The following is a 14,019-nucleotide window of genomic DNA, read 5'->3' on the forward strand; positions in this document are numbered from 1 at the left end:
TGGGCTCTCCGCCTGCATCCCACTCCTCCGCTCAACCGCCGAGCGGATCCTACAGAGCCGACGCCATCCCAGCGGCCCGCCGGTCGGCCGTGCGACAGCTCAGGAGAACAGGGGGTTGCGCCAACCCTTGCCGACTGAAAGTTTTGATGCATAGAGTCGCGGAGTGAATGAAGGAGCGACGGCCGTATCAGTGGATCAGGTGCTGGACCTGTTCGACGGGGTACGGCTGACGCCCACCCAGCGCCGCATCGCGCACTGCCTCGTGCAGCACGCACCCGCCGTGGCGTACCTGTCCGCCGCCGAGGTCGCCGACCTCGCCGGGGTGAGTCAGCCGTCGGTCACCCGGTTCGCCGTCGCGCTCGGGCACGACGGTTATCCGGCCCTCCGCCGCCGGCTGCGCGACCTCACCGCCGGCACGCCGGGTGGGTCGGCGGACGCCGGCAACGAACTCCAGCAGGCGGTACGCGCGGAGATGGGCAACCTGGACCGGCTGGCCGGTCAGCTCGCCGACCGGGACCGGATCGCCGAGACCGGGCGGCTGCTCGCCGAGAGCCGCCCGCTGCCGGTGCTCGGTCTGCGCGCCGCCGCGCCGCTGGCCGCGTACTTCGCCTATTTCGCCGCCAAGGTGCACCCGGACGTACGGGTGCTCGACGACGGCGGCAGTCTGCTCACCGATCGGCTGGAGCAGGCGGCCGAGGCCGGAGCATCCGCCCTGCTCGCCTTCGTCCTGCCCCGCTATCCCCGGGAGACCCTGGACGCGCTACGCGACGCGCGCGCCGCCGGGCTGACAGTGGTGGCGATCACCGACTCACCGGTCAGCCCGGCCACCGAGCACGCCCACGTGGTGCTGCCCGCCGCGGTCGGCGCGCAGCTCGTGTTCGACCTGCACACCGCACCGATGACCCTGGCCATGGTGCTGTTGCAGGCGATCTGCGACGCCGCGCCGGCCGACACCCAGCGCCGACTGGAGGCGTTCGAAGCCTCCGCGGCCCGCCGACAGTTGTTCCTCGGATGACCGGAGGAGAGCCAGAGATGACCAAGCCCATCCGTGCCGCACGGGGCAGCCAGCTCACCACCCGCGGGTGGCAGCAGGAGGCCGCCCTGCGGATGTTGATGAACAACCTCGATCCGGAGGTGGCGGAACGCCCCGACGACCTGGTGGTCTACGGCGGCACCGGGAAGGCGGCACGGGACTGGCCGTCGTACCACGCGTTGGTCCGCACGCTCACCGACCTGCGCGAGGACGAGACGATGCTGGTGCAGTCGGGCCGACCGGTCGGGGTGATGCGCACCCACGAGTGGGCGCCCCGGGTGCTGCTGGCCAACTCCAACCTGGTCGGCGACTGGGCGACCTGGCCGGAGTTCCGCCGCCTCGAACAGCTCGGCCTCACCATGTACGGGCAGATGACCGCCGGTTCGTGGATCTACATCGGCACGCAGGGCATCCTCCAGGGCACCTACGAGACGTTCGCCGCGGTGGCCGCCAAGAGGTTCGGCGGCACCCTCGCCGGCACGCTGACGTTGACCGCCGGCTGCGGCGGCATGGGCGGCGCGCAGCCCCTCGCGGTCACCATGAACGACGGCGTCTGCCTGATCGTCGACGTGGACCGCACCCGGCTCGACCGTCGGGTGCACGACCGCTACCTGGACGAGGTCGCCGACTCGGTGGACGACGCGGTCGACCGGGTCCTGGCAGCGAAGCGGGACCGCCGGGCCCTGAGCGTCGGCGTGGTCGGTAACGCCGCCGAGGTCTTCCCGGAGCTGCTCGGTCGGGGCGTCGAGATCGACATCGTGACCGACCAGACCAGCGCGCACGACCCGTTGGCGTACCTGCCGGTGGGGGTCGAGCTGACCGACGCCAGGGACTACGCCGCGGCGAAGCCGGCCGAGTTCACCGATCGGGCCCGGGCGTCGATGGCGAAGCACGTCGAGGCGATGGTCGGCTTCCTCGACGCCGGCGCCGAGGTGTTCGACTACGGCAACTCGATCCGGGGCGAGGCGCAGCTGGGCGGCTACCAGCGGGCCTTCGACTTCCCCGGCTTCGTGCCGGCGTACATCCGGCCGTTGTTCTGTGAGGGCAGGGGCCCGTTCCGGTGGGCGGCGCTCTCCGGCGACCCGGCCGACATCGCGGCCACCGACCGGGCGATCCTGGAGCTGTTCCCGGAGAACGAGTCGCTGGCCCGTTGGATCAAGCTGGCCGGTGAGCGGGTCGCCTTCCAGGGCCTGCCGGCCCGGATCTGCTGGCTGGGTCAGGGCGAGCGGGACAAGGCGGGTGTGCGGTTCAACGACATGGTCGCCTCCGGTGAACTCTCCGCGCCGGTGGTGATCGGCCGGGACCACCTGGACACCGGCAGCGTCGCCAGCCCGTACCGGGAGACCGAGGGGATGGCCGACGGCTCCGACGCCATCGCCGACTGGCCGCTGCTCAACGCCCTGGTCAACACGGCCAGCGGCGCGTCCTGGGTGTCCATCCACCACGGCGGTGGCGTCGGCATCGGCCGGTCGATCCACGCCGGGCAGGTCTGCGTGGCCGACGGCACCGCCCTGGCCGGTCAGAAGATCGAACGGGTGCTCACCAACGACCCGGCCATGGGCGTGATCCGGCACGTCGACGCCGGCTATGACAGCGCCCGCGAGGTCGCCGACCGCACCGGAGTCCGCATCCCGATGACCGAGGGCGCCGACTCGTGACCGGCGACCTCTCCGCCCGGTTCCGGGCTCTGTGGGACGAGATCGCGCCGATCGGGCGGGACGCCGACAGTGGCGGCTACCTGCGGTACGCGCTGACAGCGCCGGAGCTGGAGCTGCGGACCTGGTTCCGGGCCCAGGCCGAGCGTCGCGCCATGCCGGTCACCGAGGACGGCAACGGCAACCTCTTCGCCCACTGGGGCGACCCGGAGGGCGAGGACGCCGTGCTGACCGGCAGCCACTTCGACTCGGTGCCGCACGGCGGGGCGTACGACGGGCCACTCGGCATCGTCAGCGCCTTCCTCGCCGTGGACGAGCTACGCGCCGCCGGGGTCACCCCCTACCGACCGCTGGTGCTGGGCGCGTTCGTCGAGGAGGAGGGGGCGCGCTTCGGCGTACCCTGCCTGGGGTCGCGGCTGCTCACCGGCGCGCTGCCGGCCGACCGCGCGGCCGGCCTGCGCGACGCGGCCGGGGTGAGCTTCGCCGAGGCGCTCGGCGACCGGCCGGCGGGCGCCCGCCCGGAGGTGCTGGGCCGGTTCGGCGCCTTCGTCGAGTTGCACGTCGAGCAGGGCCGCGCGCTCGTCGACACCGACGCCCCGGTCGCGGTGGCCAGCGCGATCTGGCCGCACGGCCGGTGGCGCTTCGACGTGGTCGGGGAGGGCAACCACGCGGGTACCACCCTGATGGCCGATCGCCGCGACCCGATGCTGACCTACGCGTTCACTGTGCTGGCGGCCAACAAGGAGGCCCGGCTGCGCGGTGCGCACGCCACAGTGGGTCGCGTCGCCGTCGAACCCAACGCCACCAACGCCATCCCGTCGAAGGTGACCGGTTGGCTGGACGCCCGGGCCGCCGACCAGGAGACGCTCGCCGGCCTCGTCGACGCGGTACGCGGCAAGCTCGCCGAACGGGCCCGCCGCGACGGTACGGCGGTGACTGTCACCGAGGAGTCGGCCACCGCGCTGGTCGCCTTCGACGGCGGGCTGGCCAAGCGCCTCGCCACGCTGCTGGACGCGCCGGTGCTGCCCACCGGCGCGGGGCACGACGCCGGGGTGCTCGCCGGGCACCTGCCCACCGCGATGCTCTTCGTGCGCAACCCGACCGGGGTGTCGCACTCCCCCGCCGAGACCGCGACCGACGACGACTGCGCCGCCGGGGTACGGGCGCTGGCCCGGGTACTGGAGGAGCTGACATGCCGGTGAACAGGGTGACGGACCCGTCGCTGGGTGGCCCGATGCAGCCGCGTTCCTGGGTGCGGCGGCTCCGCTGCAGCGGGGGTCGACACCTGGTGTTGACGTCCTTTGGAGCTGATGTCGCAAACGAATCACACCGAAGGCCGACGCCGGCACCGACACCAACACGAGCACCGGCCTCGACGCTGATGTCACAGACGATTCAGCTCCAAAGGAGGCGAGTGGCATGACCACCACCCGCTGGCTCGCCGAGTACGCGTGGCTGCCCGAGCACGCCGAGCCCACCCCCGATGTGCTGATCGAGGTCGACGACGGTCGGATCACCACGGTCACGCCACTCGTCGGGGCCGGAGGCCCGGAGGCCGGCGTCGAGGTGCTGCGGGGCGCCGCCCGGTTGCCCGGCCTGACCCTGCCCGGCCTGTCCAACGTGCACTCGCACGCCTTCCACAGGGCGCTGCGCGGGCGCACCCACGGCGGTCGGGGTGACTTCTGGACCTGGCGGGACCAGATGTACGGCGTCGCGGACCGCCTGGACCCGGACACGTACCTGGCCCTGGCCCGCGCGGTGTACGCGGAGATGGCGCTCGCCGGGGTCACCTGCGTGGGCGAGTTCCACTACCTGCACCACCGACCCGACGGCGGCGCGTACGACGACCCGAACGAGATGGGCGCTGCGCTGGTCGAGGCGGCCGCGCACGCCGGGATCCGGCTCACACTGCTGGACACCTGCTACCTGACCTCGACAGTGGATGGTCAGGCTCTCGCCGGCCCGCAGCGGCGCTTCGGCGACGGGGACGCCTCCCGCTGGGCGCAGCGGGCGGGGGCGTTCCAGCCGACGGACGCCCACGTCCGGGTCGGCGCTGCCGTGCACTCGGTGCGGGCGGTCCCGGCCGACCAGCTCTCCACGGTCGCCGAATGGGCCGGGGAGCGGCAGGCACCGCTGCACGTGCACCTCTCCGAACAGCCCGCCGAGAACGACGAGTGCCGTGCCGTGCACGGGCGCTCTCCCACGGCGCTGCTCGCCGAGTACGGCGTGCTCGGGCCGAACACCACAGCCGTGCACACCACCCACCCGACCAGCGCCGACCTGACCCTGCTCGCCGACAGTCGGACCGGGGTGTGCCTCTGCCCGACCACCGAGCGGGACCTCGCCGACGGCATCGGCCCGGCCCGGCTGATGGCCGAAGCGGGCATCCGGCTGAGCCTCGGCAGCGACAGTCACGCCGTGATCGACCTGTTCGAGGAGGCCCGGGCGGTGGAGTTGGACGAGCGGCTGCGTACCCGTCGACGCGGCCACTTCACACCGGCGGACCTGTTGACGGCGGCCAGCTCCGCCGGGCACGCCGCGCTGGGCTGGGCCGACGCCGGGAGGATCGCCGTCGGCGCGCGCGCCGACCTGGTCACGGTACGGCTGGACAGCGCCCGTACCGCCGGGGTGCCGCCGGTGGGCGCGTTCTTCGCCGCCAGCGCCGCCGACGTCGAGCAGGTCGTGGTGGACGGTCGTCTGGTGGTGGCCGAGGGCCGGCACCTGAGCGTCGACGTGCCGGCCGAGTTGGCGGCGGCCATCGAGGCGGTGACGCCCTCGTGAGCAGTCTGCTGGTCGACAACATCGGTGAGCTGGTCACCAACGGTGCCGGCGAGGGCCCGCTGGGCATCCGCCGCAACGCTGCCGTGCTGGTCGAAGAGGGCCGGGTGGTCTGGGTCGGGCCGTCCGCGTACGCGCCGGCCGCCGACCGGCGCCTCGACGCCGGTGGGGCTGCGGTGCTGCCCGGCTTCGTGGACAGCCACGCCCACCTGGTCTTCGCCGGGGACCGCGCCGCCGAGTTCGCCGCCCGGATGGCCGGTCAGCCCTACACCGGCGGCGGCATCCGGACCACTGTCGGCGCCACCCGCGCCGCCACCGACAACGAGCTCCGGGCCACGGTGCGCCGGCTGCGCGGGGAGGCGCTGCGCCAGGGCACCACGACCATGGAGATCAAGAGTGGGTACGGGCTGACCGTCGCCGACGAGGCCCGCTCGCTGCGGATCGCCGCCGAGAGCAGCACCGAGACCACCTTCCTCGGCGCGCACGTGGTGCCCGCCGAGTACGCCGACCGCCCCGACGACTACGTGAGCCTGGTCTGCGGCCCGATGCTCGCCGCCGCCACGCCGTACGCGAAGTGGGTCGACGTGTTCTGCGAGCGGGGCGCCTTCGACGTCGACCACGCCCGGGCCATCCTGGCCTGCGGTCAGGCCGCCGGGCTGGGCGTCCGTATCCACGCCAACCAGCTCGGCCCCGGAGCGGGGGTGCGGCTCGGCGTGGAGCTGGACGCGGCCAGCGTCGACCACTGCACCCACCTCAGCGACGCCGACGTGGACGCGCTGGCCGGCACGGCCCACGGCGACGGGTCGGGCACCCGGACGGTGGCGACGCTGCTGCCGGGAGCGGAGTTCTCCACCCGATCGCCGTACCCGGATGCCCGCCGGCTGCTCGACGCCGGCGTGACAGTGGCGCTCGCCACCGACTGCAACCCCGGCTCGTCGTACACCTCCTCGATGCCGTTCTGTGTGGCGCTGGCGGTCCGCGAGATGCGGATGACCCCGGCGGAGGCGGTCTGGGCCGCTACCGCCGGGGGCGCGCGGGCGCTGCGCCGCGACGACATCGGCGTCCTGACCCCAGGCGCGCGGGCCGACCTCGTCGTCCTGGACGCGCCGTCGTACCTCCACCTGGCCTACCGGCCCGGTGTCCCCTTGATCCGCCAGGTAATGCGCAACGGAGTAACGCCATGACGACCGTGACCATCCAGCCCACCGGAATCTCCGCCGACGACGTTCTCGCGGTGGCCCGCGGCACCGCCACGGTCGTCCTCGACCCGGCCACCATCGACGCGATGGCGACCAGTCGGGCCATCGTGGACGGCATCGAGTCGTCCGGCCGTCCCGTCTACGGGGTGTCCACCGGGTTCGGGGCGCTGGCGAACACCTTCATCGCCCCGGAGCGGCGGGCCGAGCTGCAACACGCGCTGATCCGTTCGCACGCCGCCGGGGTGGGCGCCCCGATGCCGCGCGAGGTGGTCCGGGCCATGATGCTGCTGCGGGTCCGGTCCCTCGCCCTGGGCCGCTCCGGAGTCCGGCCGCTGGTCGCCGAGGCCCTGGTCGACCTGCTCAACAACGACATCACCCCGTGGGTGCCGGAGCACGGCTCGCTGGGCGCCTCCGGTGACCTGGCGCCGCTGGCGCACTGCGCGCTGGCGCTGCTCGGTGAGGGCTGGGTCCTCGGGCCGGCCGGCGAGCGGCAGGACGCGGCCGACGCGCTGACCGCCGCCGGGCTCAAGCCGATCGAGTTGGCCGCCAAGGAAGGGCTGGCGCTGATCAACGGCACCGACGGCATGCTCGGCATGCTGCTGCTGGCGATCGACGACGCGGCGCACCTGTTCGCCATGGCCGACGTGACGGCCGCGCTGGCCATCGAGGCGATGCTCGGCTCCGAGCGGCCGTTCCTGCCCGAGCTGCACGCGATCCGGCCGCACCCCGGTCAGGCCGCGTCGGCGGCGAACATCCACCGGCTGTTGCAGGACTCCCGGGTGATGGACTCGCACCGCGACGATCTGGCGCACGCCGTGCAGGACGCGTACTCGATGCGCTGCGCCCCGCAGGTGGCCGGCGCGGCCCGCGACACCCTGGACTTCGTCCGTACCGTCGCGGCGCGGGAGCTGGTGTCGGTGGTGGACAACCCGGTGGTGCTGCCGGACGGGCGGGTCGAGTCGACGGGTAACTTCCACGGCGCACCGCTCGGCTTCGCCGCGGACTTCCTCGCCATCGCCGCCGCCGAGGTGGGCGCGATCGCCGAGCGGCGGGTGGACCGGCTGCTCGACGTCACCCGCTCCCGGGAACTGCCGGCGTTCCTCTCCCCCGACGCCGGGGTCAACTCCGGGCTGATGATCGCCCAGTACACGGCGGCGGGCATCGTCGCCGAGAACCGTCGCCTGGCCGCCCCCGCCTCGGTGGACTCCCTGCCCACCAGCGGCATGCAGGAGGACCACGTGTCGATGGGCTGGGCGGCGGCGAAGAAGCTGCGCACCGTGCTGGACAACCTCACCAGCCTGCTCGCGGTGGAGCTGCTGGCCGGCGTACGCGGTCTGCAACTGCGCGCGCCGCTGGAACCGTCACCGGCCGGACGTGCCGCCGTCACCGCGCTCGGTCCGGCGGCCGGCGAGCCCGGCCCGGACGTGTTCCTCGCCCCCGTGATGGAGGCGGCCCGCGCGGTCGTCGCCGGGGGTGAGTTGCGCGCCGCCATCGAACGGGAGATCGGCCCGCTGGGCTGACCTCCGCCGGGTCGCTGTCGTCCGCCGCGGGTCAGGTGGCGGGCGGCAGCACCTCGCGCCCGTCAGGCGGCGGGCGGCAGCACCTTTGCCACCAGCTTCGCCAGCTCGCGCAGCGCCTTGCCGCGGTGGCTGATCGCGTCCTTCTCGGCCGGGGTCAGCTCGGCGTTGGTCCGGTCCTGCCCGTCGCCCAGGAAGATCGGGTCGTAGCCGAACCCGCCGTCGCCGCGCGGGGCGCGCAGCACCTGCCCGGACTGCCGGCCGTCGACCAGGTGCTCCTTGCCGCCGGGCAGCACCAGCGCCACAGTGCAGACGAACGAGGCCGCCCGCTGCTCGTCCGGCACGTCGGCGATCTGGTCCAGCACCAACTGGAGGTTGGCCTGGTCGTCGCCGTGCTGACCGGACCAGCGGGCGCTGAACACCCCCGGCATCCCGTTGAGCGCGTCCACAGCGAGCCCGGAGTCGTCGGCGATGGTCGGCAGACCCGTCTGCCGGCACCCCTCCCGCGCCTTGATCAGCGCGTTCTCCCCGAAGGTCAGGCCGGTCTCCGGCAGCTCCGCGTACTGCTCGACGTCGTCCAGGCCGAGCAGGGCGATCCGGTGCGCGCCGAGCGCGCCGTCCAGGATCCGCTGAAGCTCCACCAGCTTCTTACGGTTGCGGGTGGCGAGCAGGACCTTGTTCATGCTGAATCACCTTTGTTCGCGACTGCGGGGCTCGCAAGCTCACTCCTCGCGCTCACGGGGAGGAAAGTGCCTTCCGCTGGGCTTCGGCCAATTCGGTGCAACCCGCGACGGCCAGGTCGAGCAGACTGTCGAGCTGGTCCCGGGCGAACACGCCCGCCTCACCGGTGCCCTGCACCTCGACGAAGTCGCCCGCACCGGTGCACACCACGTTCATGTCGACCTCGGCGGCGACGTCCTCCTCGTAGCAGAGGTCCAGACGGGCCTCACCGGCGACGATCCCGACGCTGACCGCGGCCACCGACCGGTGCATCACCTTCTCCGGCTTGCCGGCCAACGCCTTGCGGGCGGCGAGCCAGCCCACGGCGTCGTGCAGGGCGACGTACGCGCCGGTGATCGCCGCGGTGCGGGTGCCACCGTCGGCCTGGAGCACGTCGCAGTCGAGCACGATCGAGTTCTCGCCGAGCGCCTTGAGGTCGATGCTGGCCCGCAGGCTACGGCCGATCAGCCGGGAGATCTCGTGGGTGCGACCACCGACGCGACCCTTGACGCTCTCCCGGTCGGAACGGGTGTTGGTGGCCCGGGGCAGCATCGCGTACTCGGCGGTCACCCAGCCGAGCCCGGAGCCCTTGCGCCAGCGGGGCACCCCCTCGGTGACGCTCGCCGTGCAGAGCACCCGGGTGCCGCCGAACTCGACGAGCACCGAGCCCTCCGGATGGGTGCTCCAGCCTCGGGTCAGAGTCACCGGTCGGAGTTGAGAGGGCCCTCGCCCGTCAGGTCGCGCCATGTCTGCACCCTATGCGGTGCGGGGATCCACCTCGCTCGGGGTGCCCACGAGCGCGTCCGCGTCGTGCACCCGGAGGAACCCGGCGACGGCGGCCGGCCATCCGAACTCCTCGGCCCGTGCGCGGGCGGCAGTTCGCCGCTGCTTCTCCGGCCGGTCCGCCAGGCGGGTCACCGCCGCTGCCATCGACTCCCCCGAGCCGTACGCGGCCAGGCCGGCGGCTCCGACCACCTCGGGCAGGGCGCTGGCCGCGTTGACGACGACCGGGGTGCCGCAGGCCAACGCCTCCAGCCCGGCGAGACCGAACGTCTCCACCGGGCCGGGGGCCAGCACGACGTCGGCGCTCGCCAGCAACGCGGCCACCGCGGCACGGTCCGGCAGGAAGCCGGTGAACGTGACCGGCAGCCCTTCCGCCCGACGGGCGAGCGCGCCGCGCAGCGGGCCGTCGCCGGCCATCACCAGCACCGCCGGTACGCCGGCCCGACGCAGCTCGGCGAGGGCCTGCACGGCCAACTCCGGCCGCTTCTCCGGGGACAGCCGCGCGCAGTGCACCAGCAGCAACTCGCTCGGGTCTGCGTACCGCTCGCGCAGCCGTGGGTCGGCCCGGTCCGGGGAGAAGGTGTCCAGGTCCACCCCGAGCGGCACCAGCTCGACGTTGCCGGCACCGATCCGGTCGAACTCCTCGGCCGCCCACCGGGTCGTGCAGACGATCCGGTCGTACGCCTGGCTGGTGGCCCGGTTGAGCCGGTCGGCGATCGGCCTGCGCACCGTGTGGGGCACCCCCCACTGGCCGAGCAACCCGGTCAGCGACTCGTGCGAGACCATCACCGACGGCACCCCGTGCGCGCGCGCCCACCTGCCCGTCCAGCGCAGCGACGACCGGTCGGAGACCTCCAACCGGTCCGGGGCGAGGTCGGCGAGGAGCCGGGCCAGCCGACGCCGGCCGGCGAGCAGCCGGTAACCGCCGCTGCCCGGCATCTCCGGGCCGGGCACTGTGATCACCCGCCCCCACGGGTACGACTCGTCGGCGGCACGCTTGCCCGGGATCACCAGCACCGGATCGTGTCCCGCCGCCCGGTAGCCCTCGCCGAGGTGTCGCAGTGCGGTACGCAGTCCGCCGGAGCGTGCGGTCACGAAGTTGGCGAGGCGCACGATCCGCAGACCGCCCGCAGCCCCGGTCACGAGGCGGCCGGCAGGCCGACGGTGGCGGCCACGGCGCGTACCGCGTGGTAGTGCCCGATCAGCTCGTCGCCGACGGCCGACCAGCTACGGCGACTGACCGCGACGCGGGCGGCCAGCCCGTGGGCCCGCCGCCGGTCGGCGTCGCCGGCCAGGTCGGCCACTGCAGCGGCGAGCGCGTCGCCGTCGTTCGGCGGCACCAGCGACCCGGTCACGCCCTGGTCGACCAGGTCGACCGGGCCGCCGCTGGCCGGGGCCACCACCGGCACCCCGGAGGCCAGCGCCTCCTGGATGGTCTGGCCGAAGGTCTCGTGCGGTCCGGTGTGCACGAACAGGTCCAGGCTGGCGTAGAGCCGGGCCAGGTCCTCGCCGTGCTGCACGCCCAGGAAGGTCACCCCGGGCAGCTCCCGGGTCAACTGCCGGCGGGCCGGGCCGTCACCGGCCACCACCACCCGCACACCGGGCAGCCGCGACGTCGCCGCCAGCAGCTCCACCCGCTTCTCCGGGGCGAGCCGGCCGACGTAGCCGATCAGCAGCTCGCCGTTGGGTGCCAGCCGCTCCCGGAGCGCCGCACACCGCTTGGCCGGGTCGAAACGCACGGCGTCCACGCCACGACGCCACAGCCAGATCCGCTGCACGCCGTTGGCGATCAGGTCGGCCGCGGCGCGGGTGGACGGGGCGAGGGTGCGCTGCGCCGAGTTGTGAATCTCCCGGATCCGCCGCCAGGCCGCCGCCTCGCCCCAGCTCACCCGGTACGCCCGCGCGTACGCGGCCACATCGGTCTGGTAGACCGCCACCATGGGCAGCCCGTGTCGGCTGGCCAAGGTGGCCGCCCGTGCGCCGAGGACGAACGGACTGGCCAGGTGGACCACGTCCGGCTCGGCCGACAGCAACGCCCCGGTCAGCCGGGTGGTGGTCGGCACACCCAACCGGAAACCCTGGTAGCGGGGCAGCGGCACGCTGGGGATGCGCACCACCGGATACGGCAGTCGGTCGATGTTCTGTCGGCTGGCGCCGGGCGGCGCGGGTGCGATGACGACCGGCTCGTGGCCACGGTCGAGCAGGTGCTCCGCCGTGCGCACCACTGAGTGCGCGACGCCGTTCACGTCCGGTGGGAACGACTCGGTCACGATGGCGATCCGCATGCCCACACCGTGCGGGTGCGACGGGTGCGGCAGACGACCGTCCGCTGACCGGCCGGCGAACAGTACGGCACAACACCGCTGCCCGGTCCACCCCAACCGGGACGGCGTGGGTCAGACGTCGTAACTGGCGCCGGGACGGACCACGTCGATGGGTCCGGTGTACGCGGAGGCCGCCGACTCCAACGTGTGGGCCTCGCTGCCCCAGGCCGCGACCAGGTGGGTGAGCAGCAACCGACCCACCACGGCCTTGGTCGCCGTCTCGCCGGCCTCCCGGCCGGTCAGGTGCAGGTCCGGTGGGTTGTCCACCCCGTCGAGGTAGCTGGCCTCGCAGAGGAAGACGTCGGCATTCTGGGCCAGCCGCAGCAGCGCGTCGCAGGGCGCGGTGTCCGACGAGTAACACAACGACCGGCCGTCGTGCTCCAGCCGCACCCCGTACGTCTCGACCGGGTGGTTGACCCGGTCGACGGTGACAGTGAACGGGCCGATCGGAAAAGTGCCGGGCTGGAGTGCGTAGAACTGGTACACGTCCTCGACGGTGCCGTCGTCGCCGTACGCGGCGCTGAGCCGGTCCGGTGCGCCGGACGGCGCGTACACGGGCAGCGCCGGGTAGGGGCCCTCCGGGGCGTACCGGCGGACCACCACGTAGGTCACGGCGTCGAGGATGTGGTCGCAGTGCAGATGGGTCAGCAGGATCGCGTCCGGAGCGTGCAGGCCCGCGTACCGCTGGAGGCTGGACAGCGACCCTGAACCGAAGTCGACCAGGAGCCGGAAACCATCGGCCTCGACGAGGTATGCCGAACAGGGCGCCTCGGGGCCGGGGAAGCTGCCGGCGCAGCCAAGGACCGTCAGTCGCATCGAGTGGTCTCGCTGTCACTGTCAGTAGCATTCATGTCGGCCGTCGCTCCAGCCATGATCTCTACCGACGCGTGCGTCACGCTGCGCAGCCTACGCCCGGGTGCCCGGCGGCAAGAATGATCCAACGGAACTTGTCACGAACGTGACACCTGCTCACGGTGCGGCGGGCAGCGCACGGGCCGCCGACGCACGTCGACGGCCCGTAACCAATAGCCCCACCCGGTCAGGCCCAGAGCTGCCCCTCCAGGGCGTCCTCGGCGTCGGCGAGCGTGCCGCCGTACGCGCCGGTGGACAGGTATTTCCAACCGCCGTCGCAGACCACGAAGGCCACGTCGGCCCGCCGGCCGTCGCGGACCGCCTCGTGCGCCACCGCGAGCGCGGCGTGCAGGATGGCACCGGTGGAGAAGCCGGCGAAGATGCCCTCCACCTCCACGAGCTGCCGGGTACGCAGCACCGCGTCCCGGGTGCCGACCGAGAACCGCCGGGAGAGCACCGAGGCGTCGTACAGCTCCGGCACGTACCCCTCGTCGATGTTGCGCAGGCCGTAGACCAGCTCGCCGTACCGAGGCTCGGCGGCCACGACCTGGATGCCGTCGACCTTCTCCCGCAGGTAGCGACCTGTGCCCATCAACGTGCCGGTGGTGCCCAGCCCCGCCACGAAGTGCGTGATCGTCGGCAGGTCGTGCAGCAGCTCCGGCCCGGTCGTCTCGTAGTGCGCCCGAGCGTTCGCCTCGTTGCCGTACTGGTAGAGCATCACCCAGTCGGGGTGCTCCGCCGCAATCTGCTTGGCCGTGGCGACGGCCTGGTTGGAACCGCCCGCCGCCGGCGAGAAGATGATCTCGGCCCCGTACATCCGGAGCAGCTGGACCCGCTCGGTGGAGACGTTCTCCGGCATCACGCAGACCAACCGGTAGCCGCGCAACTTGGCCACCATCGCCAACGAGATGCCGGTGTTGCCACTCGTCGGTTCGAGGATCGTGTCACCCGGCCGCAGCCGGCCGGCCTCCTCCGCCGCCCGCACCATGAACAGCGCCGCGCGGTCCTTGATGCTGCCGGTCGGGTTCCGGTCCTCCAACTTGGCCCAGAGCCGCACCGGCGGCGCCCCGTCGGGCACCGTCGGGGAGAGCCGGGGCAGGCCGACCAGCGGCGTGCCCCCGCAGGCGTCGAGCAGACTGTCGTACCGCGCCATGGCGG

12 protein-coding genes are annotated in these 14,019 nt (G+C 73.3%); 6 read left to right on the forward strand and 6 right to left on the reverse strand.

The annotated features are described in order from the left end of the window. The first annotated feature begins 163 nt into the window (after positions 1–163). The 6 genes from ACWCO3_RS02410 (at position 164) to hutH (ending at position 8,185) form a co-directional block, all read left to right on the forward strand. Positions 164–1,015, forward strand: coding sequence for a MurR/RpiR family transcriptional regulator (locus ACWCO3_RS02410; RefSeq protein ID WP_450008085.1), 852 nt, complete (start codon positions 164–166; stop codon positions 1,013–1,015). Between the two features lie 17 nt (positions 1,016–1,032). Beyond that, a complete protein-coding gene (gene hutU / locus ACWCO3_RS02415) occupies positions 1,033–2,691 on the forward strand; it encodes a urocanate hydratase (RefSeq protein WP_358161650.1) in 1,659 nt (552 codons plus the stop codon). Beyond that, positions 2,688–3,890 carry an allantoate amidohydrolase gene (locus ACWCO3_RS02420; RefSeq protein WP_450008087.1) on the forward strand — a complete coding sequence of 401 codons (1,203 nt, stop codon included), beginning with the start codon at positions 2,688–2,690 and terminating at the stop codon, positions 3,888–3,890. Before hutU ends, ACWCO3_RS02420 begins: the two co-directional genes overlap by 4 nt. Before the next feature lie 217 nt (positions 3,891–4,107). After that, positions 4,108–5,469, forward strand: a complete 1,362-nt coding sequence (locus ACWCO3_RS02425) for a formimidoylglutamate deiminase (RefSeq protein WP_450008089.1) — start codon at positions 4,108–4,110, stop codon at positions 5,467–5,469. Next, complete coding sequence (hutI, locus tag ACWCO3_RS02430) at positions 5,466–6,650, forward strand: imidazolonepropionase (protein ID WP_357834847.1); 1,185 nt, start codon at positions 5,466–5,468, stop codon at positions 6,648–6,650. Before ACWCO3_RS02425 ends, hutI begins: the two co-directional genes overlap by 4 nt. After that, a complete protein-coding gene (gene hutH / locus ACWCO3_RS02435) occupies positions 6,647–8,185 on the forward strand; it encodes a histidine ammonia-lyase (protein ID WP_358161653.1) in 1,539 nt (512 codons plus the stop codon). Before hutI ends, hutH begins: the two co-directional genes overlap by 4 nt. Positions 8,186–8,247: 62 nt before the next feature. Here the strand turns inward: hutH and rdgB are convergent, their stop codons facing one another. The 6 genes from rdgB to ACWCO3_RS02465 form a co-directional block, all read right to left on the reverse strand. Further along, positions 8,248–8,865 (reverse strand): RdgB/HAM1 family non-canonical purine NTP pyrophosphatase, encoded by a 618-nt coding sequence (gene rdgB, locus ACWCO3_RS02440; RefSeq protein WP_357834844.1) that lies wholly within the window; start codon positions 8,863–8,865, stop codon positions 8,248–8,250. A gap of 52 nt (positions 8,866–8,917) precedes the next feature. Then, positions 8,918–9,649: a ribonuclease PH gene (gene rph, locus ACWCO3_RS02445; RefSeq protein WP_145785266.1), complete on the reverse strand. Its 732-nt coding sequence runs from the start codon at positions 9,647–9,649 to the stop codon at positions 8,918–8,920. A gap of 9 nt (positions 9,650–9,658) precedes the next feature. Continuing rightward, complete coding sequence (locus ACWCO3_RS02450; protein ID WP_450008093.1) at positions 9,659–10,828, reverse strand: glycosyltransferase; 1,170 nt, start codon at positions 10,826–10,828, stop codon at positions 9,659–9,661. Beyond that, positions 10,825–11,970: a glycosyltransferase family 4 protein gene (locus ACWCO3_RS02455; protein WP_358161655.1), complete on the reverse strand. Its 1,146-nt coding sequence runs from the start codon at positions 11,968–11,970 to the stop codon at positions 10,825–10,827. The genes ACWCO3_RS02450 and ACWCO3_RS02455 overlap by 4 nt, the downstream gene beginning before the upstream one ends. A gap of 111 nt (positions 11,971–12,081) precedes the next feature. Then, a complete protein-coding gene (locus tag ACWCO3_RS02460; RefSeq protein ID WP_088986111.1) occupies positions 12,082–12,825 on the reverse strand; it encodes an MBL fold metallo-hydrolase in 744 nt (247 codons plus the stop codon). 223 nt (positions 12,826–13,048) lie between these two features. Continuing rightward, positions 13,049–14,014 carry a PLP-dependent cysteine synthase family protein gene (locus ACWCO3_RS02465; RefSeq protein WP_145785269.1) on the reverse strand — a complete coding sequence of 322 codons (966 nt, stop codon included), beginning with the start codon at positions 14,012–14,014 and terminating at the stop codon, positions 13,049–13,051. Positions 14,015–14,019: the final 5 nt, after the last annotated feature.

The organism is Micromonospora sp. NPDC002411, from assembly GCF_053592955.1.